The organism is Extibacter sp. GGCC_0201 (assembly GCF_017566055.1).
In the GTDB taxonomy this organism is placed as follows: Bacteria; Bacillota; Clostridia; order Lachnospirales; family Lachnospiraceae; genus Extibacter.
Genome location: NZ_JABFCH010000011.1, coordinates 31,134 through 54,495, shown reverse-complemented (window position 1 = coordinate 54,495; position 23,362 = coordinate 31,134). Strand labels below are relative to the sequence as shown.

Sequence of the window (23,362 nt, the reverse complement as noted above, 5' to 3'; positions counted from 1 at the left end):
GATGAGTAAGCTTTATATGATGGTTGCGATAACGAACCGCGCCATGAAACATAAATTCCAGGAGTTTTATAAGGAGAATGACCATATGGTCGTCTTCGGCACGCTCGGCAGGGGGACTGCAAACAGTGCCGTTCTGGACTATTTCGGCCTGGAGGCATCTGAGAAGATGATTTCTTTTTCTATAGTCACGGAAGAGATGTGGAGAAAGCTGAAACGAGGCCTGATCATCAATATGCAGATCGACGTGCCGGGAACGGGGATTGCATTTATCATTCCGCTCAGCAGCGTCGGCGGCAAAAAGGTGCTTCAATATTTGATTCAGAACCATGAGTATGAAAAAGAGGAGGAGACGATATTGAGAGAAACGGATTATGAACTGCTGGTGATTATCGCGAACCAGGGATGCATTGATACCGTCATGGATGCGGCGCGAAGCGCGAATGCCGGCGGGGGTACGGTAATCCACGCAAAAGGGACCGGCATGGATAGTGCGGAAAAGTTTTTGGGCGTGTCTCTGGCAGCGGAGAAAGAAATCATATTGATTGTCACGAAGACAAAAGATAAGAATCAGATTATGAAGGCGGTTATGGAGAAGGCAGGACTTGAAAGCAAAGAGAAGGCGATTGTATTTTCTCTTCCGGTTACAAGTACGGCAGGGCTCCGGATGAGAGAAGACGAGATTGGGGATTAGCGATGCTGACACAGAATGGAACGAGTGTATCTTTTGAAAATATAATTGCACAGCGAAAACCCGTTAACCATATGGCTAACGGGTTTCGTTATTTTTATAGTTATCTAAAGGAATGAGGGACTATCGAACTGGTTTATGTCGTATTATAATATGCTACAAAGCCCGGAAATCCGGGCTCTTATGAATTCAATCAACACATAAGCTATTATATTTATTTCTCCTGATTTGACCAAAATTTGACCGGAACAAAAAAGGAATGGCAATATGTATGAATTTTGATTAGCTTATACATCACATAATTTTAGGATAAGGCTTTTTTTCATTTGTAATGCCTACTAAATAATCAATGCTTACATTATATAATTCTGACAGCTTAATTAGAAAATCAACAGGAATTTGCCTTGTGCCTTTTTCATAACGTCTGTATACTTCACGTTGGCATCCAAGATATATCGCAATTTCAGCTTGAGTTAAATCATTATCTATTCTTAAGTTTTCTAATCGAAAAAATTTCATTGTCTCACCTCAAAAAAATACTACCATTCAGTTGCATTCAAAAGATGAAAATGCTACTATATAGTTACACAATAAAAGAGGAGGAAGCACTATGAAAAAAAAGAGAGTATATATTTCAGCCGTGATAATCTTATTTACAGGTTTGATGATAGCGATTTCGGGGTGCAATACTAAAAAAGCGGGAAATGAGTTTAGTGCAAAAGACAAAGGAAGTATTACTGAAAGTAGAAAAAAGGGGAGCAATAATAATAAGGAAAAATCAGAAATAAAAGTTTCAGAGTTATTCAATAAAAGTGAAAAGCGACTCTGGTATTATACTCATGAAATGGCATATAATGAAGATGTAGAGGCTATTTATATTGTAGAAGAAGGTAATGTGACAACATATAGATTTTATTATGGTGATGGAAAGGCACATTGGCAACCTACTTTTGAAGAACTTGATAAAATGACAGATGACGAAATTATTAAATATGTGGCAGAGAAGGTAGAACCTATAAATGAAAAGGTAGATATTGAGTATCGTAGAGACTCTACTGGTAATAAAATTCAAGAAGAAATTATTCGAATTGGAGAGGGAACACTTAGTAATCGTTTTAATATTGGGAGGATAATAGAGGGAGAAACAATTTTGTCTAATCAATTTTGCGGATTTGAAAATGTTAGAGGTGAGTCTTATTTAATTACTAAGAATAATTTTGCAGATAATACTCAAATTATATTAAATGAAATAGATGATGAGGGACTGATAGAAAAATAAAGTTTGATTTTTTAAAAATATGAGGTGTTTTCCTAATGAGATAAAGAAATAAGGCGAAGCCGAGATGCCGTAGGGCATTCCTTTACGGAACGGACGCAACCAGTACCACCATGATGTATAAGAGGACTTGAAAGGTCACAGCCTTGCAAGTCCTCTTGTTTATACTTTTAAATATCAAACACCGAAAACGAAGAATAGTATACGAAAAATTCTGATGCAGGATAGTGTATACAAAGCGTTGAAGCGTCAGCGTATCCAGTTAAAAAAAATGCAGTTATCAAGCCTTGAATGGAAACCTCTTGAGGGGTTCAAGAATCTTGTTTTTGCTGGAAAAAATGGTAAACCCATTACAGAACGCTCTTTTCAAGCGATGCTGGATTGAAAAAGCAATCAACAAGGAACGTCAGAAACGAGCAGAAAAAAGCAAGACTGAGTTTGAACCAATAGAGCATTTCTATCCGCATGCATTGGGACATACCTTTGCAACAAGATGTTTTGAAGCAGGAATTGACGCTAAAGTGGTGCAGGGGTTTCTAGGACATTATTCAATTGCCATTACGTTAGACTTGTATACACATGTGACAAACGACAAGGCAAAGTCTAAAATGGACAAACTACAGACCTTATATAAAGAGATTATTTAGAGAAACTAAGAGAGTGCAAATTTCTTTAGAACCATTTGACCGGAATTTGACCGAAGAGGAAATTCATCAAAGGTCTGAACAGCGAAAACCCGTTAGCCATATGGTTAACGGGTTTCGTTATTTTTATAGTTATCTAAAGGAATGAGAGTAAAGTGCGGCACCAGATTGTCTGGTGCGTTACTTTATGAGGGGGGAGATAGTTGTGTGTTGTTCAACTATCTGACTTTAAGTATAATGGATAAATATGTCTAAAGTATGTTAAATATCTAAAAGAAATCGAAAATTCCTTAAGCCCATCTTAAGAAGTCAGAAAGAAAGAGTGAATACGGCATCATTGGGTAAAAGGCAGGCTGGCAAAGACATACCTTCGTCTTTTTCCAGCCCGTCAGTGAGGGTAAAGGAAAGTTATGTCAGGCTGTTATGTTATTTTGTATCCGAACTGTTCTGCCTCAGATGGTCGACCAGTATATCCAGGAATACGCTGGACGTCGGCCTGGCAGATAATGGGCGCAAGGATATCTCCTCCAGGAGCTGCCGGTTCCCTTTCTCCCAACAGACGTTGATGACAGTACGGATATCCCGTTCCACACTGCTGCTTGTAGCCTGATACTCTTTGGCTATCTGAGGATAGAGCAGCTTGCTGACGGACAGAAGATAATTTTCATCTTGCATACACAGTTGAATACCATAGTTAAGATACCGGTATCCCCGGTAAGTTGCACCTATACCAAGCGTGCGGACCAATCGTTGGATTTTTTGTTCTTTCATGGTAACTTTCCCCCATACAGACATACCTCACATTGAAAAACTTCTGATGTGAATGAACACACCAGCTATATCATAACTCATAGGATTTTAAGTTTCGACACATTATTCAAAATGAAGCATAAAATAATAAAAAAGTATTGAGGTAAATAATATGAGCATTCATGGTATAGACGTAAGTGAATTTCAGGGCAGTATCAACTGGGCGGATGTGAAAGGCTCCGGGACTCAGTTTGTAATGATACGTGCCGGATATGGACAGGGCAATCTTGACCCGGAATTTAGAAGGAATGCAAAGGAATGCAACAGGCAGGGCATTCCGTTTGGCGTATATTGGTTTTCTTATGCATATACAGAAGATATGGCGCGGAAAGAGGCGGATTACTGTATACAGGCGATAGAAGATTATGAAGTACAGTATCCGGTCTGCTTTGACTTCGAAAGCGCATCGGTAAATTATGCGGCAGGTCAGGGAGTGACGGTAACACGGCAGCTTGCAACCAGCCTGGTAACCGCTTTCTGCAGCAGGGTGGAGCAGCTTGGGTTCTTTGCCATGTACTACAGCAACCTGGACTTTTTAAACCGCATGTTTGACGCATCACTGAGGGAGAAATATGCATTGTGGTATGCACAGTATGCGTCGGCACCATCTATCCGGGGCATGGCAATATGGCAGTACAGCGATGCGGGCCGCATCAGCGGCATCTCGGGCAATGTGGATCAGAATATTGCGTATTATGATCTGGCTAATGTCATCTCCCGGGCCGGTCTTAACAAAATGAACAGGGAAGTCACCACACCTGTGCCGCCGGCTGCCTCCCCGACAGATGTAATCATATATACGGTCAAGCCGGGAGACAACCTGAGCAGTATCGCGGCAAGGTATGGAACGTCCTACGAGACGCTTGCTTCCTATAATAATATAGAGAATCCCAACCTGATATTTCCGGGACAGGAGATAAGGATACCGGTTGGGTATCAGGAAACATCCGCGAGATATTACACGATAAAGCCCGGCGATACGCTCAGCGGCATAGCGCTGCGCTTTGGCACCACCGTGGCGGAGCTACAGAGGCTGAACGGTATCTCGAATCCAAATCTTATATATGCGGGGACGACAATCAAAGTATAAATCATTAAAATATTATTATATGACATAAAAATATTGTTAAGTAGATAAAAGCACGTTATTATATAGAAAGATAATGCTGGCTCATTCGGGGATATAAATATCGGCTCGGGAGATCTGGGTATCTGGTGAGGGCAGCGGGAAAAATGATTAGTCCGGGGACATGGCTGTGCATTAAGGCCAAATGGCTGGTTTTGTTATTTGATTTTGGAATCTGGTGATGCTATGGGATGAAACTGGGAATGTGTCCATATCCAGGACGTGGTTCATCTGCGGGTTGAGAAATAGTAATAGCGCGGGTGCCGGTGGCTGTCTGTGACGTAGCCCTGTAAGCACATGCGGCGGGATCCGGTGTTTACGTCTATTTGTCTCCAGGTATGGAGCCGCATTATCTTGTCTGTCCGGACCATTGCTGTCCGGCGGGTATCAAGGCCTGAATCCTTCGGGGATTCGGGCCTTTTTCATACAATCTTAAGAAATTTCTGTTGAAGCTCTTAAAAATTCTCTGTTAATCTTGTATAGTATAAGGGAGGTGATGAAAATGTCTAAAATATTAGTATGTGATGATGACAGAGAGATTGTGGAAGCAATCGATATATATTTGACACAGGAAGGCTATGAGGTATTAAAAGCATATGATGGGGAAGAGGCACTGAAAGTGCTGCAGTCAGCGAAGGTAGACCTTCTGATTATCGATGTCATGATGCCGAGGCTTGATGGTATCAGAGCCACCCTTAAGATGCGGGAACAAAACAATATGCCTATTATTATCCTGTCTGCCAAGTCGGAAGATGCGGATAAGATACTTGGGCTTAATGTGGGAGCGGATGATTACGTGACGAAACCATTCAACCCGCTGGAGCTTGTGGCAAGAGTCAAATCTCAACTGCGCAGATATACGCAGCTTGGCAGTACGGTAAGTGGTGAGAGCCAGGCGGTATATGAGGTTGGAGGCTTGTCTATCAATGACGACCTAAAAGAGGTCACGGTTGACGGTGAACAGGTAAAGCTTACCCCGATCGAATACAACATTTTATTATTGCTTGTTAAAAATCAGGGAAAAGTGTTCTCCATTGACCAGATATATGAGAATATCTGGAATGAAGACGCCATAGGAGTAGATAACACGGTAGCGGTACATATCAGACATATAAGGGAGAAGATAGAAATCAATCCGAAGGAGCCGCGTTACCTGAAAGTGGTCTGGGGAGTCGGGTATAAGGTGGAGAAGCTTTAGAAGGGAGTTAATATGAATCAATGGTATAAGGCCAACCTGACGAAAGGGATACTGATCGTAGCAGAGCATGTCCTGGCAGTGGTGACGGTGGCCAGCCTGGTCTGGGTCCTGACGTACCCTGCTTTGATGGGGGATCTGTTTTCGGGGCATGCGGCCAGGAGATTTGAGGATTCTACAGCTTTCAGCGGGCAGCTGCAGTCAGCGACGTCTGAGATACTGGAAGGCATCGGTACACGGGGGCTGTTTGAGACAGAAGGGAAATTTGACCCCGAACGTGTGGTGGACCTAAAAGAATTCTATGATAATAACAAGATCAGCAATGAAAACAGCAGCGGCCTGGCCTATAAGCTGGGGGACTTGGAAAAGTGGGCGGAAGGATCGGCGTACTCAGACGGGCGTGTCATGAACGAGAACGATAACCTAGAGCCGATAATCGTGTGCAAGAGGTCGGATGGGACATTTCGCTACTATTATTTTACACAGTTAGAGCAGCTGATCAATGACGGGGAGCTGAGCTTTGTCATTGCCAGCAACAGTAACGGCGAGGAGATCACTTCTGACCAGATTCTGTATGAACTGCGCAACGGGGGACGGAGCGAGGTTATGTACAGCACCGAGACGGAATCCAGATTCAAAGGGCTCCAGAACCGGGAGGGCAAGATTGAGTTCATAGACTGCTGGAACTATGACGGGTATCAGATTGATGAAAAGTATGCACCTATCGGTGCCGCGAATCTGCTTGAGATTGCCAATGATAATGCAAACTGGAACGGCAAGCTCAATGACATCTTCCAGATGCTGGAGAGCAGCATCTATACAGTCTATGACTATACCCAGACATATGAGACTTGGGAAAGCAACTGGAGGGAAGGAGACACGAACCTTGTCTACCTGTATGCGGATACAGCAGGCAGGAAAGTCTATACGAATAAAGAAGAATTAAGAGACTTTAACAAGCTAGAAGAAAGTTTGAAGATAATATCTAAAAGTGGAAAATATCTCATCGTGAAGCCAAAGCTGTCTGATTTTAACTCTAACATCGACAACGAAGACGCGTCTACCTGGAAAGACCTGATACAGTACAGCGGGCCTGCGGAAGAGAATTTTGTGTATGCGGTCGGCGTGGATACATCCTACCCGATTCAGGACAGCTTCTATTCGCAGAATCAGATATATGAAAAGTATGGCTCCCGCATGCAGGGCATAGCGATACTTGGGCTGGCGGCGGCGATTTTGTTTCTGACAGGAATCGTATGGCTGACTATCATTGCAGGCAGAAATATCAAGGATGAGGAACTGCACTTGAACTGGTTTGACCGGTGGAAGACGGAACTGGCGGCTGCATTCGTCATCTTGCTGTGGATAGGGCCTGTGCTGCTGGTGGGAAGTGGCATCTCTGATTACTTTATCGGTCAGGTTCCTGATTACAGCGATACGTATGCACTGGCCGTGTACAGCTATAACGCAATGCCCGGCGTCGTGCGCAGCGGTATCGTCGCAGCCTACACATGCGGCCTGTTCCTGATTGGATATATGAGCCTTGTCCGCAGAATCAAGGCGCGAACGGTGTGGAACAACAGCATCGTAAGGGGCCTGCTCAGCTTTATCAGACAGTTGTTTGTCAACATGCACTTCGTGTGGAAGACGGTTATACTGTTCTTCCTGTTTGGCTTCGTACACTGGCTTGCCGTGCTGAGCGGTGCAATCGTAAACTGGTTCTGGTTCCTGGTAATGCTGGCCGTAGAGGCGGCGGCATTTATCTATCTGGTACAGATGTCCATTACCAGACAGAAGATCCGGTCCGGTATCGAACATATATCTGCGGGAGAAGTCAATTATAAGATACCGCTTGACGGTCTGAAAGGCGAGCAGCTGATGCTGGCGGAACGGGTCAACTCAATCGGGGAAGGTCTGGATGCCGCGCTGGAAGAAAGCATGAAGAGTGAGCGGCTGAAGACGGATTTGATAACGAACGTCTCCCATGACATCAAGACACCTCTTGCTTCCATCATCAACTATATTGACCTGCTTAAGATGGAACACCTGGAAGACCCGAAGATACAGAGATATCTGGAAGTTCTGGAGGCCAAGGCACAGCGGCTGAAGACATTGACGGAAGATGTCGTCGAAGCCTCGAAGGTAAGCTCCGGGAATATAACGCTTGACCTGATGAATATCAACCTTGTGGAAATGATACAGCAGACGAGTGGAGAATTTGAAGAGAAGTTCACCGAGAGAAATCTAAACGAAGTCCTGAACCTGCCGGAAGAGGAGGCTATCATACATGCCGATGGACGCCGCATGTGGCGCGTACTTGAAAACATATACAACAACGCGGCAAAATATGCGATGGAACGCACCCGAATCTATGCGGACCTGAGTGTGACGGAGATGACCGTAATCTTCAGCCTGAAGAACATATCGGACCAGCCGCTTAACTTTACTGCTGATGAGCTGACGGAACGATTCCTGCGCGGTGACGTGTCAAGAAGCACAGAAGGCAGCGGGCTCGGACTGTCCATTGCGAAAAGCCTGACAACGATGCAGGGCGGCACCTTTGACCTGTATCTGGACGGAGACTTGTTCAAAGTGACCATAACCTTCCCTCGAGTTGCAAAAGCAGCCGAAAACGAAGAGGGACAGGGTGAAACGAATTAGGGACACCATGATTCCAAGTTGGGGACGGGGGTTTTTTAAAAAAACCCCGTCCCCAACTTGCTTATATGTGGAAAAAACAGTACAATATACTATTATGGAAGAGATAAGAAGACTATTAGCGGAAAACTTAAATGATATGTTTATACATGCTGTGCTGAGCAATCCCAGAACGCGGGAAGGATGGTCCAAAGTGAAGGTACGTCCGGTCCTGATCAAGGGTGAACGGATGATTCAGCTTGAGATGTTCAGGGGAAACCAGGCGTTCCATCAGAATGTGGACATGGAAGAAGCCGGGGAGGTCATAGCCGGACAGATGGAGTCTATGAAACAGATGCAGCTTGAGACTACGGAAGCGCTGTATACTGTGCTCATAAGCAAAAAGGGGAAAGTCACTGTCAAGAGAAAGACTCAGAAAAAGGAATCTATATCTGCGGATATAAGCCATAACAGGAAAAAACAGTATATCCTCAGGGAAGGGGTGCCGGTTCCATTCCTGACGGATTTGGGAGTCATGACAGAGGAAGGGAAGGTTATAAGCTCCAGATTTGACAAATTCCGGCAGATTAATCGGTTTCTAGAGTTTATCGAAGATATACTCCCTCAGCTCGAAAGGGAAAGAGAGGTTACGATTCTTGACTTCGGCTGTGGAAAGTCTTACCTGACCTTTGCAATGTATTACTATCTGCATGAGCTGAAAGGGTATGATGTCAGGATTATCGGGCTTGACTTAAAAAGCGATGTAATCCGCCGCTGCAATGAGTTAAGTGAAAAATATGGATACAGCAAGCTTCGTTTCTTAGAGGGAGACATTGCAGATTATACAGGGGTGGAGAAGGTAGATATGGTCGTCACCCTCCACGCGTGCGACACGGCGACAGATTTTGCACTGGCGAAGGCCGTCCGGTGGGATGCAAAGGTTATCCTGTCTGTTCCGTGCTGCCAGCATGAACTGAACGCGCAGGTGAAGAATGACGTGCTTGGGCCGGTTATGAAGTACGGACTTCTGAAAGAACGGTTTGCAGCGCTCGTCACTGACGGGCTGCGCGCGCAGTATCTGGAACGGGAAGGTTACGATACCCAGATTCTGGAATTTATAGACATGGAGCATACGCCGAAAAATATATTGATTCGTGCAGTAAAGACAGGAAGAAAAGGGGAGAATCAGGATACAATAGATATATGTGAAGAATTTCTTCATGTATCACCAGCCTTGGGCAGGTTGTTAGATGAAAAAGGGGAACTGTGATGAACATAAAAAACCGATTGATAAACGCGGGTATATTATTGGCAGTCTTTATTGCGGCTGTACTTATATTCAGTTATTTTACGAACCGGGGAAACGATAATATGACAGCGGATATGGGAGCCACGACCTATCCGCAGGTATCTTTTTCCTGCAATGGATTTAATGTGAACCTACTGTCGGGTTATGCCAGGAAAATGGACATCCCGGCCATGAGAGATACGATTACCCCGGTGGACGGCCAGACGCTGGATCTGAATATTGAAGCATATGACAATAAGATCAACAGACTTAAGTATACAGTGTATACTTTGGATGGTAAGGACAAGCTGCTGGAGAAGAAGGTGAAAAAGGCGGGGAAAAGTGCCAGCCTGGAACTGGCCGGAGAGAACCTTCTCTCCGAAGAGAGGGTATTGGAGATTGTGCTTAGCCTGGATGGCGATAAGTCGGTATATTTTTATACCCGTATCGTTGACTCCTCCAATGATTATGTTGCCGAATGTCTCAACTATATCAGCGATTTTCATGAAAATGCATTGGCCAAGGCGGAAGGGACGGGTATCGGAACGGCAATCGAACCAAATGAAGAAGGAGATAATACCACATTTCAGCATGTGACCATCCATTCTGACTATAACCAGGTGACATGGGGGAGCCTGGAGCCCTCCGTGGAAGGAGGGGAACGCTGGTATATCAAGGAGACCAACAGCACGTATACTTCCGTACAGCTGGAATATAAAGTGCGCTGCAACGGAGAGGAGAATGAGGAAGATGTGTATAAGGCAAAGGAATTCTTCCGTGTCCGGCACATTGCAGATGCTCAGAAAACCTATCTGCTCGATTATGACAGGACAATGGAGCAGATTTTCGATCCGACGAAGAAGGTGCTCAGTGAGAAGGGAGTCCTGCTCGGGATTACGCCACATGACGTACAGTATATGGTGAGCGACGACGGCAGCATCGTTTCCTTCGTGCAGGCGGACGAGCTGTGGAATTATAACAAAGATACAGATGAGCTTTCCCTCGTGTTCAGCTTTTCCGATGCGGAGAATTCGGATATAAGGAGCCTGACGGCGAAGCATGAGGTAAAGCTGCTGGCGTCGGACGACGACGGGAATGTGACATTCGCAGTATATGGCTATATGAACAGGGGAGAGCATGAAGGTGAAGTCGGGGCTGCCATCTACTATTATAATATAGACCAGAATTCCGTGGAAGAGAAGGCATTTATCGCAAGCGACAAATCATACGGGACAGCGGCTTATGAGCTTGGCAGATTCGTCTACTACAATGTCGAGAAGGATATGCTCTATGTCATGGTGGAGGGAAACCTCTATGAAGTTAATGTAGAAAAGAAAGGAAAAGAAAAGAAAGAGGTTATCGTGGAAGGTCTGAAGGAAGGGCAGTATGTGGTATCCGATGACGGACATATGATTGCATACCAATCCAACGGCAGTCTGACAGAAGCATCCGAAATACAGGTCATCAATTTTGCAAACGGCAAGAAACGTAAGGTGACATGTGAAGAGGGAGAAGTTGTACGTCCCCTTGGATTCGTTAATAATGATTTCGTGTACGGAGCTGCCAGAATGGCCGACACGGGAAAAACCGTTTCCGGTGAGACGGTGGTGCCTCTTTATAAGGTTGAAATACAAAACAGCAAGAGCAAAGTCGTTAAGACTTATGAGCAAAAGGATATATATGTGCTGGACGCACAGTTTGAAGAGAACATGATTACCCTTTCCAGAGTCAGGAAAGAGGGAGATGCGTATACAGGTACTACTGATGATTATATTACGAACAACGAGGAAAAAGAAGAAAGTAATATCTATCCGGAATCTTATGTGACAGAGCTGAAGGAGACGCAGTACAGGCTGACCTATGCGGACGGAATATCTGACAAAGAGCCGAAAGTGCTGAAGCCAAAGCAAGTGCTGTATGAAAATCCGACTACCATAACGTTCGACGATGACGGTGGGTCTGATAAGTGCTATGTATACGGATACGGCGAGCTGCGGGGCATATACGAAAAGGCAGGTGCTGCAATACAGAAAGCCAATCAATTTAATGGCGTCGTCGTGTCATCGCGGCAGTCTTATATATGGGAAAGGGGCAACAGAGACCTGCAGTATGCAATCAACGGAAAGGACAATGAGATTCAGACCATCCGTGACCGGCTGAGTAATGGAGAGGCGCCCATAGACGTCATGAATGATATATCAAAGGAGAAGGGGATGGACTATACCGGATGCTCAGCGGAAGAACTGCTCTATGTCATCAATCAGGACATACCGGTCATAGCGATGCTAAATGCATCCTCCTCCATAATACTCACGGGCTATACAGAAAGCACAATAAGCTATATAGATACGGCGAGCGGAGAGAAAAAGAATGCGTCATATGATAGTATTGATGCAATGACTCAAGGAAGCGGGCACGCGTATATCGGATATGTAAAATAGGGACACGTCAAAGCGAAAAGGGGACGGAGGTTTTTTGAAAAACCTCCGTCCCCTTTTCGCTTTGACGTGTCCCTATTTTAACAGCAGGGTTTAAAAACCATATTTTTGTATTTGTTCAATGCATAGTAGAGGACCATCCCCAGTACACCGCAGGAAGCAACCTCCCCAATACCGACTGTCAGCATCATAAGCGGAATCGGCAGGGCTACGCCGTAGCCGAAGCGCAGAACAAATGGTACGATGACAGTATTGGCCACGATAGGAGGTACTGGTGCCAGAATCTTGTTCTTGTTCCTCAGACGGTATGTGAATATGGCCCCAAGCAAGGTGGCAAGGCTTCCGAAGATGATGTCCGGGAGTATGGCGCCGCCGAGTATGTTCCCGATGAGACATCCTATAAACAGACCGGGGATTGCGGCTGGAGTGAATAGTGGCAGGATGGTAAGCGATTCTGCGATTCTTACCTGTACTTCTCCGAAAGAGAACGGTGCAAATACATAAGTGAGCACCACATAGATGGCAGCTATCATGGCCGCCTGTGTCATAGTTGAGATATTCTTGCTTTTCATTTTCTTTCTCCTTTAGTTTTGTTTTACGTGTGGAAGGTCTCGAACACACGGTAATTGGCAGCTGCCAGACCAGTGGATACGGTATGTACAGCGATTTGTAGTATAGCATGAAGGGGAGAGAAAATCAAGCCGTAAAATGGTGTTGAGGGATAGGATGAGTTGTGCTACACTCTGATTAGAACAACCGTATACAGGGCGGTAGCCTCCCGGACTTCATAGAAGAGGGGAGGTGGTGCAGATGGAGATATCGGACGCAATTTCTTTGATGTTGACATTCGGGATTTTCCTGATTGCGCTGCTTACCTACATAGATAGGAACAATAAGCGAAAATAAAAATGCCTACCCTGTTCGCAGCAGGATAGGCGGTTGCCGTAAGGCAATTACTTAACTCTTGAGGCTAACCACTTTGTGGGCGGTTGTTCTCTTTATGTCTATAATATACTACATTTATAGTAAAACATCAAGTATCATAATGTTATAAATGCAGTAAACGGCTATCACAGGCTCATTTCACGAAGGTACTATTAATTGTGTCACGCATATCTGGCAGCAGGAATTTAGTTTTTTTGTCGTTACTTGGCATTTAGTCACCTACTTTCTACAAATGGGTGTGGCAATACGGCGTGTATTCTAGGCTTAATGTAAATTTCAATTCACCCTCCTTGACGGATGTGTTATAATGACAACATGAATAATATAAAGGAGTAAATTGGTATGGATTTGATAACTATCAGAGAATTGTATAAAAACAGAGAAGAATACCTGGACAAGGACATTACAATCGGGGGATGGGTGCGCAGCCTGAGGGATTCCAAGGCATTTGGATTCATTGTTGTCAATGACGGAACCTTTTTCGAACCTCTGCAGGTAGTGTACCATGATACGATGGATAATTTTGATGAGATATCCCGCCTCAACGTAGGAGCCGCTGTCATCGTGACAGGCACGCTCGTAGCTACGCCACAGGCGAAGCAGCCATTTGAGATACAGGCAAAACAGGTCGAGATCGAGGGAGCATCTGCACCAGACTATCCGCTCCAGAAGAAACGCCACAGTTTTGAATATCTGCGTACGATAGCACATCTGCGGCCTAGGACGAACACATTCCAGGCAGTATTCCGTGTGCGTTCCCTTACGGCATATGCACTCCACAAGTTCTTTCAGGAGAGAGGCTTCGTCTACGTCCATACGCCGATTATAACAGGAAGCGACTGTGAAGGAGCCGGGGAGATGTTCCGTGTCACGACGCTTGATCTTGAGGATACGCCGAAGGACGAGAAGGGAAATGTAGACTATTCCAGGGACTTCTTCGGAAAAGAGACGAGCCTGACGGTCAGCGGACAGCTCAACGGTGAGACATATGCACAGGCATTCCGCAATATATATACGTTCGGGCCGACGTTCCGGGCGGAGAATTCCAACACGACGCGGCATGCCGCTGAATTCTGGATGATTGAGCCGGAGATGGCATTTGCAGATCTGGATGACAATATGATGCTGGCGGAGGCGATGCTCAAGTATGTAATCAATTACGTGCTGGAAAACGCGCCGGAAGAGATCAGTTTCTTTAATTCTTTTGTGGACAAGGGACTCCTTGACAGGCTGAAAAATGTCGTTTCTTCCGAATTTGCGAGGGTCACATACACGGAAGCGGTAGAGATTCTTGAGAAGAACAACGATAAGTTTGAATATAAGGTATCATGGGGAACAGACCTTCAGACGGAGCACGAACGCTATCTGACAGAAGAAGTATATAAGCGTCCGGTTTTTGTGACAGATTACCCGAAGGAGATCAAGGCATTCTATATGAAGCAGAATGATGACGGCAGGACGGTTGCGGCGGTCGACTGCCTAGTGCCGGGAATCGGGGAGATCATAGGAGGAAGCCAGAGAGAAGACGATTATGATAAGCTGCTTGCAAGGATGAAAGAGATGGATCTCAAGGAAGAGGATTATGAATTCTACCTCGACCTCAGAAGGTATGGTTCTACAAGACATTCCGGATACGGGCTCGGATTCGAACGGTGTATCATGTACCTGACGGGCATGGGCAATATCCGCGACGTCGTCCCATTTCCAAGAACAGTCAACAACTGCGAGCTGTAAGTTGCCTGGAGGGTAAGTATGAATATATTAGTAGTAGATGATGAAAAGGAAATCGCAGATGTAATAGAACTTTATCTGCAGAGTGACCAGTACGATGTACACAAATGCTATACCGGGCAGGAAGCGATCGATTACATCGGCAGCATGAAGATTGATTTGGCAATACTGGATATTATGCTTCCGGACATAGACGGATTCCAGATTCTGAAACAGATTCGTGAGAAGTATACATTTCCGGTCATCATGCTGACGGCTAAGACAGAATATATGGACAAGATTACGGGGCTCACGATGGGGGCGGACGACTATATTCCAAAGCCGTTCAACCCGCTGGAGCTCGTGGCCCGTGTGAAGGCACAGCTGAGGCGGTGTACACAATATAACGACGGAAGCAGGGAAGAGGGAGATATCCTGGACTTCGGAGGGCTCTTCCTGAACCGGACGTCGCATGAGTGCGTCTATAATGAAGTTCCGCTCACGCTTACTCCTATTGAATTTGATATACTCTGGCTGCTCTGCGAGAACAGAGGAAAGGTTATCAGTTCAGAAGAGCTGTTTGAAAAGGTGTGGAATGAACAATATTATAAGAACAGCAACAATACGGTGATGGTGCATATCAGGCATCTGAGGGAGAAGATGAGCGCGCCTACCGGAAAATCCGATTTCATCAAGACAGTATGGGGAGTAGGTTATAAGGTTGAAGAATAATTATCGGAAGTTAAAATTCAGTATCCTGCTGCAGACGGTGCTGGTCACGGCACTCACTGTTTTGGTGGGCGGATTTATACTGAATTATGTGATTGACGGTATCTATAACGACAGCTTTGCCAAGACATTCGTCAGTATCATGATGGATCTGAATATAAAAGAGCAGACGGCAATCGATTTATATTGGAGGCTGATTGGAAACAATAAGACCTTCTTTATGATAGTTGGTTTTCTGCTCTTATTTGCGTTATTCTTCTACGTGGCACTTTCGAAGATGACAAAATATCTGGACCAGGTTGGAGAGGGGATTGAGAACATACTGTCGGATTCCACGGAGCCAATCCACCTCATCACAGAGCTGAAGCCAATTGAAATCAGGCTGAATGAGATCAAAGCCACGCTGAAGCGGCAGGAGCTGGAAGCGGAAGAGGGGGAAAAGAAGAAGAATGACCTCGTCGTGTTCCTGGCCCACGACCTGAAAACGCCTCTTACCTCTATCGTGGCCTACCTGACGATGCTGGACAGCCACCCGGAGATGACGGAAGAAGAACGTGCAAAGTACATCCACGTATCACTGGAAAAGTCTATCCGTCTGGGCGAGCTTATCAATGAGTTTTTTGATATCACGAGGTATAACCTTCAGGATATAGAACTGGAACCGATTGAAATCAACCTGTCCATGATGCTCGAGCAGCTGGCAGACGAGCTCTACGGAGTGCTGCAGGAGAAGCGGCTGGCTTGTGAAGTGCAGGTAGAAGAGAATCTGGTAGTATATGGTGACCCGGATAAGCTGGCACGTGTATTTGACAATTTATTAAGAAATGCGATAGCATATTGCTATGAACATACGAAGATACAGATTAGCGCACAGATGAAGCGAGGAGATATCGAGATCATATTTACCAATGAAGGCGATAAGATTCCCGGGACGATGCTTCAGACCATATTTGAAAAATTCTACCGGGTGGACGGTTCCAGGTCGAGCGGCACCGGAGGCGCCGGCCTTGGCCTGGCTATAGCAAAGGAAATCGTCGAACTTCACGGAGGGTTGATCCGTGCGAAAAGTGATGATATAAAGACGCAGTTTATCGTGACGCTGCCGTCTAAGAACATAGAGGAAGAAGGAGCAGCAGATGAAGTTCATACACATCGCAGACGTACATTTAGGAGCAAGTCCGGACGCAGGAAACGCGTACAGCAAAAGCAGGACACAGGAGATATGGAATAGTTTTGCGGGCATAATTGAAAAGTGCAGGGCCGAAGAGGCGGACGTCCTTCTGATTGCGGGCGATCTGTTCCACCGGCAGCCGCTTCTCAGAGAATTAAAAGAAGTAAACTTTTTATTTGCCGGGATACCGGATACGGATATATGTATCATAGCTGGCAACCATGATTATCTGAAAAAGGACTCCTATTACAGGATATTTTCCTGGGCTGAGAACGTACATATGATTCAAAGCAGGGATATTACCTGTATAGAGATTCCGCGGCTAAGGCTGGCAGTCTACGGGCTGAGTTATGACCAGAGAGAATATGCTGCAAGAGCTTACGATAGTGCATATCCATTGAAAAAGCAGAAATATGAGATACTGCTGGCCCATGGGGGTGACGAGAAACATATCCCGTTCAAGACGGCGGATATAGCCTCCCTTGGATATGACTATGTAGCTTTCGGACATATCCATAAGCCCCAGGAACTTGTTCCGGACAGGGCATACTACAGCGGTGCGCTGGAACCGATAGATAAGAACGACACAGGTAAGCATGGATATATTATGGGAGAGATAACAGAAGATACATGCAAGGCGGCGTTCTTCCCCTGCGCCATGAGAGAGTATGTGCATCTGGACGTTCCTGTGACGGAGGATATGACGGGATATGGCGTGCGCGAGGCAATCCGGCATGCAGTGGAAGACAATGGGGTTCAGAACATGTATAGAATATCATTGACAGGGCAGCGGGATCCGGAGATATTATTCGATTTGACGAATATGGATTCCTACGGAAATATCATAGAGATTGCGGATAATACGAAACCTGCGTATGATTTCGATAAATTATATGAACAGAACAAGGGAAACCTACTTGGAAAGTTCATCCAGAATCTATATGACAAAGATAAGGAAAGTATCGAGTACCGTGCTCTGTGTGAGGGCGTGCAGGCATTGATGGAGACGAGAAGAGGCTTTAAATGAGAATTCGACAACTGATTATAAAGAATTTTGGGAAAATGAAAGACAAAGACGTGGAGCTTACCGGGGGCATCAATCTGTTCTACGGAAGGAATGAGTCAGGGAAGTCCACGATACATACATTTATTAAAAGCATGCTGTTCGGGCTTGAACGGGGGCGGGGAAGGGCCGCTGTAAATGACACGTTCAGCATGTACGAACCGTGGGAGAATCCCAACTATTATTCTGGAATGCTGAAGTTTGAAAGTGGAGGAAAGAGATTCTGCCTCAGCAGGAACTTTGACAAGTATCAAAGGAGTGCAGAGCTAATATGCGAAGATGATGGAGAAGAGCTGTCCGTAGCCGATGGAGATCTGGAGATGATTCTTGGCGGTCTTACCACGTCCGGCTATGAGAACACAGTGTCTATAGGCCAGCTCAGAGCAGAACCGGGGCAGCCCCTTGCGGCTGAGCTAAAAAACTATGCGTCGAATTACTACGCGACCGGCAACAGTGACATCAATCTGGAAAAAGCGACGGAAGCATTGAAGGGCAGGCTGAGGGAACAGGAGCGCAAGGCAAAGGAAGCGCTTCAAAGGAAGCACCGCAGCAGAGAGAAGATTGAGCTGGAGGCATCGTATGTGTGGCGAGACGTCCATCGCCTGGAGGGCGAGCAGGAGCGCATCAGCCAGGAACTGGAGAACAGAAGGGAAAAGGAGCACCAAAGGAAGGAAGAGCCGGAAAACAAGCGTGTGATCGATGAACTCCGCCCGAACAAATGGCGGATACATCCGGTTGAAATCGTGCTGTTCGCGGTCGCCGTCGTATTTGCCTTCGCGCTCATTCCAAAACCCTGGAACTATCTTGTGGCAATTATACTTTTTCTCTTATGCGGCATCTATGTATGGAACCGTATGAAGATTGACAAATGGGCGGTAAAGACAGAGCCTGAGATTATTCTGGAAGAGATAACGCCTGAGGAAGAGAAGATACCACTGGATAAGCTCAGGTGGGAGCTGAATCATGTAAGAGAAGAGCTGCAGGAGAGGCGGGTGCAGTATGATAACCTGAAGGAACAGCTTGAGGAACTGGACGAGGTAAGCGATCTGTCCAGAGAACAAGACAGAAATATCCAGGCGGTCAGACTTGCCATGGAGAGAATCAACGGACTTGCCGCGAAGATGCAGGAAGAGCTGGAACAGCGCCTGGACGACAAGGCGTCGGAGATTATAGATGCAATTACAGGCGGCAAGTATACGAGGCTTGTGGTTGAGGACAACTTACATATGAACCTCATCTCTGACGGTAAGAAGATACCCGTGGAACAGGTGAGCCGCGGAACGATCGAGCAGACATATTTTGCGCTCCGGATGGCGTCGGCAGAGCTCCTCTATGAGGAAGAGTACCCGGTTATCCTGGATGACACCTTCGTCTACTATGATGACGTGAGGCTTGAGAACACGCTGAAGTGGCTGGCAGAGAATAAAAGACAGGTGATTATATTTACCTGCCAGGAGCGGGAAGCGCGGATGCTGGACAAGATGGGCATCAGATTCTGTAAATGTTAATCATGATAGGCTTTTTTAGTTTAATAAAATTCATCAGGACACCAGATGCGTAAGTATCTGGTGTTCAGACTGTATACAAAGCCTCGGCTAACGCCGGGCTTTTTCTTCGCCCAGCTGTCCACAAAGGCACTACCTTTTGAAGAGGCTATCAAGAAAAAACATATCGGAAGAGGTGGATAAAAACAGAGGACAAATACAGTTCTTTGCTATGGATGATCTGGTTCCCCAGAATCACATGTTACGGCTTATCGATAAGGCGATTGATTGGAGCTTCATCTATGATTTTGTGGAGGATAAACATAGTCAGACAACGGGGAGGCCTAGTATGGATCCCGTTACCCTGATCAAGATTCCCCTTATTCAATATCTTTATGGTATCCCTAGCATGAGGAAGACCATTAAGGAGATCGAAGTGAACGTAGCATATCGCTGGTTCCATAAAGGAGAGCACATAAGTGTCTTTGCCTACAACGCACAGACGGCATGCTCTACACACAGATGATAGGAAAAGCCCGGATGCAGATGAAGGTCGGGCTTACTTACACCTGCATGAATCTAAAGAAGCTGGTAAGCATGCTTCAAAAGAGAGGCGGATTGGAAGCAATACATGCGTTGGAGCACTTTGACTTCAATCTGAGCATATAGTCAATAATTTTAATTGACTATATGCTTAGTGTACAAGTCGCAGCCTCGTACGCATCGGAGCAGATGCCACCCGGCTCCCTGTCCGCAGCCACTTCACTAAACTCCCATTATATGTCCTCACCACGGCCATATTTCTGGATTACATTCTGTATCCTTTCGTTCGGGTCGAGAATGCTGCTGATCGAGCCGTCATGATTCAGCGTATCTATCATCAGGGCAATGTATTTGCTCATATCGCAGCTGATATAATATGGCTTCTCCAGCAGTTGTGGTGTCTGGTAGATAAGGTTGGTCGTCAGGATAGCGTCGAAGAGGCCTTCTTCATAAGCTTTGTCAAACTTGTCCATCCCATTTGTAAAGAGACCGAAAGTGGCTGCGGCAAAGATCCTTTTTGCCTTTCTCTGCTTCAGCTGCCTTGCAACATCCAGGATACTGTCGCCGGAGGAAATCATATCGTCGAGGATGATTACATCTTTCCCCTCTACAGATGAGCCGAGGAACTCATGTGCCACGATTGGATTGCGGCCATTCACTATCTTTGTATAGTCGCGCCGTTTGTAGAACATGCCCATATCAAGGTTCAGGACATTGGCAAGATAGATGGCCCGCTCTGTCGCGCCTTCATCCGGGCTGATGGCCATCATGTGTTCACTGTCAATCTGAAGGTCTTTGAAATGGCGCAGCAGACCTTTGATAAACTGGTAGGTCGGACGGACGGTCTCAAACCCGCTTAATGGAATGGCGTTCTGTACTCTCGGGTCGTGGGCGTCAAAGGTTATGATATTGTCTACCCCCATCCTGACAAGCTCCTGGAGTGCCAGCGCACAGTCCAGTGATTCACGGCCGCTCCGTTTGTGCTGCCGGCTTTCATACAGGAACGGCATGATGACGTTGATGCGCCGTCCTTTGCCGCCGATTGCGGCTATGACCCTTTTCAGATTCTGATAATGGTCGTCCGGGGACATATGGTTCATGTGTCCGGTCAGTGAATAAGTGAGGCTGTAATTACATACATCAACCATGAGGTACAGGTCTCTTCCGCGGACGGATTCGCCGAGGATACCTTTGGCCTCGCCGGAACCAAAACGTGGTACTTTGGCATTAACAAGATAAGTGTCGCGCTCATAGCCATTGAATACGATGTCGTTTTTGTACTCAGGCCCGTCTTCCTGGCGCCATTTCACGATATAATCATCGACCCTTTTCCCCATTTCTTTGCAGCCGTCCAGGGCTATGATGCCGAGTGCCCCCACCGGTATATTTTCCAAATTACGATCGTTACGGCGTAACATCCTTTGTACCTCCTAGGTTTAATAATTTTTTTTGAATTCTTATATCGTCCCCGGTAAGCCGGAGCATAGTGAAATTGCTGCTCAGACGTGAAAATGTCCGCTCGGAATATATGGATTTCAGATCTTCGAGTGCGAGATTTGTCGAAATCATCGTCGATTTCTGACGCAGTATCCTTTCGTTCAGGCATACGAACAGCTGTGATGTTGTAAATGAGTTAGGCAGCTCTGTGCCGAGGTCGTCGATAATCAGCAGGTCACAACTGTAGATATGTTCGAAAGAGTCATCTTTTGCCTCTTCCCTTTTTCCGAACGTATTTCTGGCGAATACGTCAAATAACTGGGCCGCAGTAAAATATATAACAGAAAATGAGGTATCAATCAACTCTTTTGCTACACAATGCGTAAGAAATGTCTTGCCAACCCCTGTATCTCCATATAATAGTATGTTTCGGAACTCTGAGGAAAATGTATCCACAAATTCATGGCACGCCTTCAGGGCGGTGTCGATAGCTTCGCGGGAAGAACGTCCTTTTACGGGGTCTATGTGGTTATTTGAATAATAGTCGAGACAGAAAGTGGAAAAATTCTCTTTTTCCAGTATTTCCTGCAGATTAGACTGTGTGTATAGCAAGTCCACGATGGCCTTTTGAAAGCAGTGGCATTTTCGGCTGCCTATGTAGCCGGTATCTTTACAATCCGGACATGTGTATTGTAGTTCCAGATAGTTTTCCGGGTATCCGTTCTCCTTTAACAACTGCAGCTTTCTGGCGGAAAGCCGGGTTATATTATCCTTGAGGGAGGAGAGGGCCAGGTTGTCCCCTTCCAGCAGCTTACGGGCCTGTGAGACACTAAAAGCGGAGATAGAATGATCTATCTCCTCCAACTTTGGAATTCTGCGATATACATCTTCGTACCGCCTGCGCAGACGGCTTTCGTTATCCAGCTGTTTCTGCTCATATACACGCATTAAAAATTCGTACTGGGAATTCGAAAGAGCCATGTCAGCAGTCTCCTTTATCTTGTTTTTTTACTGGACAAGCTTGCGTTCCAGGTCGTTCATGTCATAATTGCGTCCTTCAAAATTGTTGAACTTATTGTTCTTGCCGGCGGATGGTGCGGCAGTCTTTGCATCCTTCTTCTTCCGCTCTTTTTCAAGCTGATATTCTGCATCGAGGGCTTCCACATCCTTTAAATGACGGACGCCTTTTGCGAGCCAGCTTTTCAATATGGATTCGGTGTAGTCGAAGCTTGGCTGGTGGATGGTATTCATCGTGCGGCTGCATGCCTCAAGTATGATATCGAGTGAAAAGCCATATTCTTCATTCCATCTGCGGATAAATGCAATCTCTGATGAGGCCGGCACGCGGCCTTTGATTCCGTAGGCATTCAGTACGGAATAGCAGTTTTTGTTATATAGTATAGTGCTGGCCTTGGCTTCGGTGACCGTGGCGATCTTCTGTTCAGCCCAGGACAGCGCTACCTTCTGTATGTAATGCATGCTCCTGTGTCCGTTTTCTACACAATATTCGATGAGATATTCGATCAGATCCGTAGACATGTGCAGCGTGTCGTAAAAATAAGTAATCGTATCAATGTCGGTTGCAGATAATGTCTTTCCAAGATACTGTTCAGCCACGAACAGAAGCTCCTTGAACTCCTCCCGTTCCTTGCGGTTGCGGTACGGCTGTATATTCTGGGCGGCTGACGATGTATCAGGCGCGGCAGCCCCTCCGGCCGGATCTGGGATATCAGGAACAGCATCTGGAGGCTTTACGGCAGCCTTCTCGGTGGAAGATGCAGCACCCAGTTCCCCGGTATCATAATCAAGCAGTCCCTGCTTTTTCCAATAGTTCAGCGCCCGGATGACATCTTTCTCCGTGTCATCAAGCATATCTGCAATCTGAGAAACGCTCAGGCAGCCTTCGGAATTATTCAGATGGCGCAGCAGAAGAAGATATACCTTCACATATTCTCCGTTCGCCTCGGCCATATAATGGTCGATGAATTCATTCTCCAGTACGGTTGTCTTCTCTTGTGCGTGATTGGTCAATGTCAGCTTCTTCATAACGTTACGCCAGTCCTCCCTCATGATTAAGTGTTACGTAGACATATTATAGCATTAGAAGGACAGGCAAAAAAGCAATTTCTAAGGCAAAAAAGGAGTTTTTTGTTGATAAAATTGTGTGGAAAGTGTGGA

General features: G+C 45.9%; 21 protein-coding genes and 1 pseudogene. 16 read left to right on the top strand and 6 right to left on the bottom strand.

Annotated elements, in window-relative coordinates; translation table 11 throughout:
• The first annotated feature begins 1 nt into the window (after nucleotide 1).
• On the top strand, nucleotides 2-691 hold the full coding sequence (locus tag HJV72_RS09355) for a P-II family nitrogen regulator (protein WP_208070481.1): 690 nt from the start codon (nucleotides 2-4) through the stop codon (nucleotides 689-691).
• Between the two features lie 291 nt (nucleotides 692-982).
• Here the strand turns inward: HJV72_RS09355 and HJV72_RS09350 are convergent, their stop codons facing one another.
• Nucleotides 983-1,207, bottom strand: coding sequence for a helix-turn-helix domain-containing protein (locus HJV72_RS09350; protein WP_066571427.1), 225 nt, complete (start codon nucleotides 1,205-1,207; stop codon nucleotides 983-985).
• Nucleotides 1,208-1,298: 91 nt separating this feature from the next.
• Between HJV72_RS09350 and HJV72_RS09345 the strand changes: the two genes are divergently transcribed.
• Nucleotides 1,299-1,967 (top strand): hypothetical protein, encoded by a 669-nt coding sequence (locus tag HJV72_RS09345; RefSeq protein ID WP_208070479.1) that lies wholly within the window; start codon nucleotides 1,299-1,301, stop codon nucleotides 1,965-1,967.
• A 317-nt stretch (nucleotides 1,968-2,284) separates the two neighbouring features.
• Nucleotides 2,285-2,611 carry a tyrosine-type recombinase/integrase gene (locus HJV72_RS09340; RefSeq protein WP_243765599.1) on the top strand — a complete coding sequence of 109 codons (327 nt, stop codon included), beginning with the start codon at nucleotides 2,285-2,287 and terminating at the stop codon, nucleotides 2,609-2,611.
• Nucleotides 2,612-3,034: 423 nt separating this feature from the next.
• Here HJV72_RS09340 and HJV72_RS09335 read toward each other — a convergent pair whose 3' ends face one another.
• Complete coding sequence (locus tag HJV72_RS09335; RefSeq protein ID WP_208070478.1) at nucleotides 3,035-3,379, bottom strand: sporulation initiation factor Spo0A C-terminal domain-containing protein; 345 nt, start codon at nucleotides 3,377-3,379, stop codon at nucleotides 3,035-3,037.
• A gap of 151 nt (nucleotides 3,380-3,530) precedes the next feature.
• Here HJV72_RS09335 and HJV72_RS09330 point away from each other — a divergent pair, with 151 nt between their 5' ends.
• The 5 genes from HJV72_RS09330 to HJV72_RS09310 all read left to right on the top strand — a co-directional run bounded on the left by HJV72_RS09330 (nucleotide 3,531) and on the right by HJV72_RS09310 (nucleotide 12,105).
• Complete coding sequence (locus tag HJV72_RS09330; protein WP_208070477.1) at nucleotides 3,531-4,508, top strand: LysM peptidoglycan-binding domain-containing protein; 978 nt, start codon at nucleotides 3,531-3,533, stop codon at nucleotides 4,506-4,508.
• 538 nt (nucleotides 4,509-5,046) lie between these two features.
• Entirely contained in the window at nucleotides 5,047-5,742 is a 696-nt protein-coding gene (locus HJV72_RS09325) for a response regulator transcription factor (protein WP_208070476.1), read from the top strand.
• A gap of 12 nt (nucleotides 5,743-5,754) precedes the next feature.
• Complete coding sequence (locus HJV72_RS09320) at nucleotides 5,755-8,400, top strand: sensor histidine kinase (protein ID WP_208070475.1); 2,646 nt, start codon at nucleotides 5,755-5,757, stop codon at nucleotides 8,398-8,400.
• 94 nt (nucleotides 8,401-8,494) lie between these two features.
• Nucleotides 8,495-9,646 (top strand): class I SAM-dependent methyltransferase, encoded by a 1,152-nt coding sequence (locus HJV72_RS09315; protein WP_208070474.1) that lies wholly within the window; start codon nucleotides 8,495-8,497, stop codon nucleotides 9,644-9,646.
• On the top strand, nucleotides 9,646-12,105 hold the full coding sequence (locus HJV72_RS09310) for a hypothetical protein (protein ID WP_208070472.1): 2,460 nt from the start codon (nucleotides 9,646-9,648) through the stop codon (nucleotides 12,103-12,105). Before HJV72_RS09315 ends, HJV72_RS09310 begins: the two co-directional genes overlap by 1 nt.
• 77 nt (nucleotides 12,106-12,182) lie before the next feature.
• Here HJV72_RS09310 and HJV72_RS09305 read toward each other — a convergent pair whose 3' ends face one another.
• A complete protein-coding gene (locus HJV72_RS09305) occupies nucleotides 12,183-12,674 on the bottom strand; it encodes a QueT transporter family protein (RefSeq protein WP_208070470.1) in 492 nt (163 codons plus the stop codon).
• 238 nt (nucleotides 12,675-12,912) lie between these two features.
• Between HJV72_RS09305 and HJV72_RS19795 the strand changes: the two genes are divergently transcribed.
• The 8 genes and pseudogenes from HJV72_RS19795 to HJV72_RS19980 all read left to right on the top strand — a co-directional run bounded on the left by HJV72_RS19795 (nucleotide 12,913) and on the right by HJV72_RS19980 (nucleotide 19,873).
• Nucleotides 12,913-13,008, top strand: a complete 96-nt coding sequence (locus tag HJV72_RS19795; protein ID WP_117772165.1) for a putative holin-like toxin — start codon at nucleotides 12,913-12,915, stop codon at nucleotides 13,006-13,008.
• A gap of 381 nt (nucleotides 13,009-13,389) precedes the next feature.
• Nucleotides 13,390-14,781, top strand: coding sequence for an asparagine--tRNA ligase (gene asnS / locus HJV72_RS09300; protein WP_208070468.1), 1,392 nt, complete (start codon nucleotides 13,390-13,392; stop codon nucleotides 14,779-14,781).
• An 18-nt stretch (nucleotides 14,782-14,799) separates the two neighbouring features.
• Complete coding sequence (gene vanR / locus HJV72_RS09295; protein ID WP_208070466.1) at nucleotides 14,800-15,489, top strand: VanR-ABDEGLN family response regulator transcription factor; 690 nt, start codon at nucleotides 14,800-14,802, stop codon at nucleotides 15,487-15,489.
• The gene (locus HJV72_RS09290; protein WP_208070464.1) at nucleotides 15,479-16,717 is read left to right on the top strand and encodes a sensor histidine kinase; all 1,239 of its coding nucleotides are present in this window, start codon (nucleotides 15,479-15,481) and stop codon (nucleotides 16,715-16,717) included. Before vanR ends, HJV72_RS09290 begins: the two co-directional genes overlap by 11 nt.
• Nucleotides 16,623-17,684 (top strand): metallophosphoesterase family protein, encoded by a 1,062-nt coding sequence (locus HJV72_RS09285; protein WP_208070461.1) that lies wholly within the window; start codon nucleotides 16,623-16,625, stop codon nucleotides 17,682-17,684. Before HJV72_RS09290 ends, HJV72_RS09285 begins: the two co-directional genes overlap by 95 nt.
• Complete coding sequence (locus HJV72_RS09280) at nucleotides 17,681-19,228, top strand: ATP-binding protein (RefSeq protein WP_208070460.1); 1,548 nt, start codon at nucleotides 17,681-17,683, stop codon at nucleotides 19,226-19,228. The genes HJV72_RS09285 and HJV72_RS09280 overlap by 4 nt, the downstream gene beginning before the upstream one ends.
• Before the next feature lie 208 nt (nucleotides 19,229-19,436).
• Nucleotides 19,437-19,700, top strand: a pseudogene (locus HJV72_RS09275) (transposase); the annotation flags it as partial.
• 44 nt (nucleotides 19,701-19,744) lie between these two features.
• On the top strand, nucleotides 19,745-19,873 hold the full coding sequence (locus tag HJV72_RS19980) for a hypothetical protein (RefSeq protein ID WP_256435943.1): 129 nt from the start codon (nucleotides 19,745-19,747) through the stop codon (nucleotides 19,871-19,873).
• A gap of 107 nt (nucleotides 19,874-19,980) precedes the next feature.
• Here HJV72_RS19980 and HJV72_RS09270 read toward each other — a convergent pair whose 3' ends face one another.
• From HJV72_RS09270 to HJV72_RS09260, 3 genes are read right to left on the bottom strand one after another with little or no spacing between them, the layout of a single operon-like run.
• Nucleotides 19,981-21,165 (bottom strand): ribose-phosphate pyrophosphokinase, encoded by a 1,185-nt coding sequence (locus tag HJV72_RS09270; RefSeq protein ID WP_208070458.1) that lies wholly within the window; start codon nucleotides 21,163-21,165, stop codon nucleotides 19,981-19,983.
• Entirely contained in the window at nucleotides 21,152-22,165 is a 1,014-nt protein-coding gene (locus HJV72_RS09265; protein ID WP_208070456.1) for an ATP-binding protein, read from the bottom strand. Before HJV72_RS09265 ends, HJV72_RS09270 begins: the two co-directional genes overlap by 14 nt.
• 27 nt (nucleotides 22,166-22,192) lie before the next feature.
• Entirely contained in the window at nucleotides 22,193-23,230 is a 1,038-nt protein-coding gene (locus tag HJV72_RS09260) for a DnaD domain protein (RefSeq protein ID WP_208070454.1), read from the bottom strand.
• Nucleotides 23,231-23,362: the final 132 nt, after the last annotated feature.

Excerpts from the sequence above, each read along its gene's own strand:
- HJV72_RS09350 (WP_066571427.1), bottom strand. The coding sequence starts at position 1,207 with ATGAAATTTTTTCGATTAGAAAACTTAAGAATAGATAATGATTTAACT.
- HJV72_RS09315 (WP_208070474.1), top strand. The coding sequence starts at position 8,495 with ATGGAAGAGATAAGAAGACTATTAGCGGAAAACTTAAATGATATGTTT.
- asnS (WP_208070468.1), top strand. The coding sequence starts at position 13,390 with ATGGATTTGATAACTATCAGAGAATTGTATAAAAACAGAGAAGAATAC.
- HJV72_RS09285 (WP_208070461.1), top strand. The coding sequence starts at position 16,623 with ATGAAGTTCATACACATCGCAGACGTACATTTAGGAGCAAGTCCGGAC.
- HJV72_RS09330 (WP_208070477.1), top strand. The coding sequence starts at position 3,531 with ATGAGCATTCATGGTATAGACGTAAGTGAATTTCAGGGCAGTATCAAC.
- HJV72_RS19795 (WP_117772165.1), top strand. The coding sequence starts at position 12,913 with ATGGAGATATCGGACGCAATTTCTTTGATGTTGACATTCGGGATTTTC.
- HJV72_RS09305 (WP_208070470.1), bottom strand. The coding sequence starts at position 12,674 with ATGAAAAGCAAGAATATCTCAACTATGACACAGGCGGCCATGATAGCT.
- HJV72_RS09345 (WP_208070479.1), top strand. The coding sequence starts at position 1,299 with ATGAAAAAAAAGAGAGTATATATTTCAGCCGTGATAATCTTATTTACA.
- HJV72_RS09265 (WP_208070456.1), bottom strand. The coding sequence starts at position 22,165 with ATGGCTCTTTCGAATTCCCAGTACGAATTTTTAATGCGTGTATATGAG.
- HJV72_RS09260 (WP_208070454.1), bottom strand. The coding sequence starts at position 23,230 with ATGAAGAAGCTGACATTGACCAATCACGCACAAGAGAAGACAACCGTA.
- HJV72_RS09310 (WP_208070472.1), top strand. The coding sequence starts at position 9,646 with ATGAACATAAAAAACCGATTGATAAACGCGGGTATATTATTGGCAGTC.
- HJV72_RS09355 (WP_208070481.1), top strand. The coding sequence starts at position 2 with ATGAGTAAGCTTTATATGATGGTTGCGATAACGAACCGCGCCATGAAA.
- HJV72_RS19980 (WP_256435943.1), top strand. The coding sequence starts at position 19,745 with ATGCAGATGAAGGTCGGGCTTACTTACACCTGCATGAATCTAAAGAAG.
- HJV72_RS09320 (WP_208070475.1), top strand. The coding sequence starts at position 5,755 with ATGAATCAATGGTATAAGGCCAACCTGACGAAAGGGATACTGATCGTA.
- HJV72_RS09335 (WP_208070478.1), bottom strand. The coding sequence starts at position 3,379 with ATGAAAGAACAAAAAATCCAACGATTGGTCCGCACGCTTGGTATAGGT.
- HJV72_RS09280 (WP_208070460.1), top strand. The coding sequence starts at position 17,681 with ATGAGAATTCGACAACTGATTATAAAGAATTTTGGGAAAATGAAAGAC.
- HJV72_RS09325 (WP_208070476.1), top strand. The coding sequence starts at position 5,047 with ATGTCTAAAATATTAGTATGTGATGATGACAGAGAGATTGTGGAAGCA.
- HJV72_RS09270 (WP_208070458.1), bottom strand. The coding sequence starts at position 21,165 with ATGTTACGCCGTAACGATCGTAATTTGGAAAATATACCGGTGGGGGCA.
- vanR (WP_208070466.1), top strand. The coding sequence starts at position 14,800 with ATGAATATATTAGTAGTAGATGATGAAAAGGAAATCGCAGATGTAATA.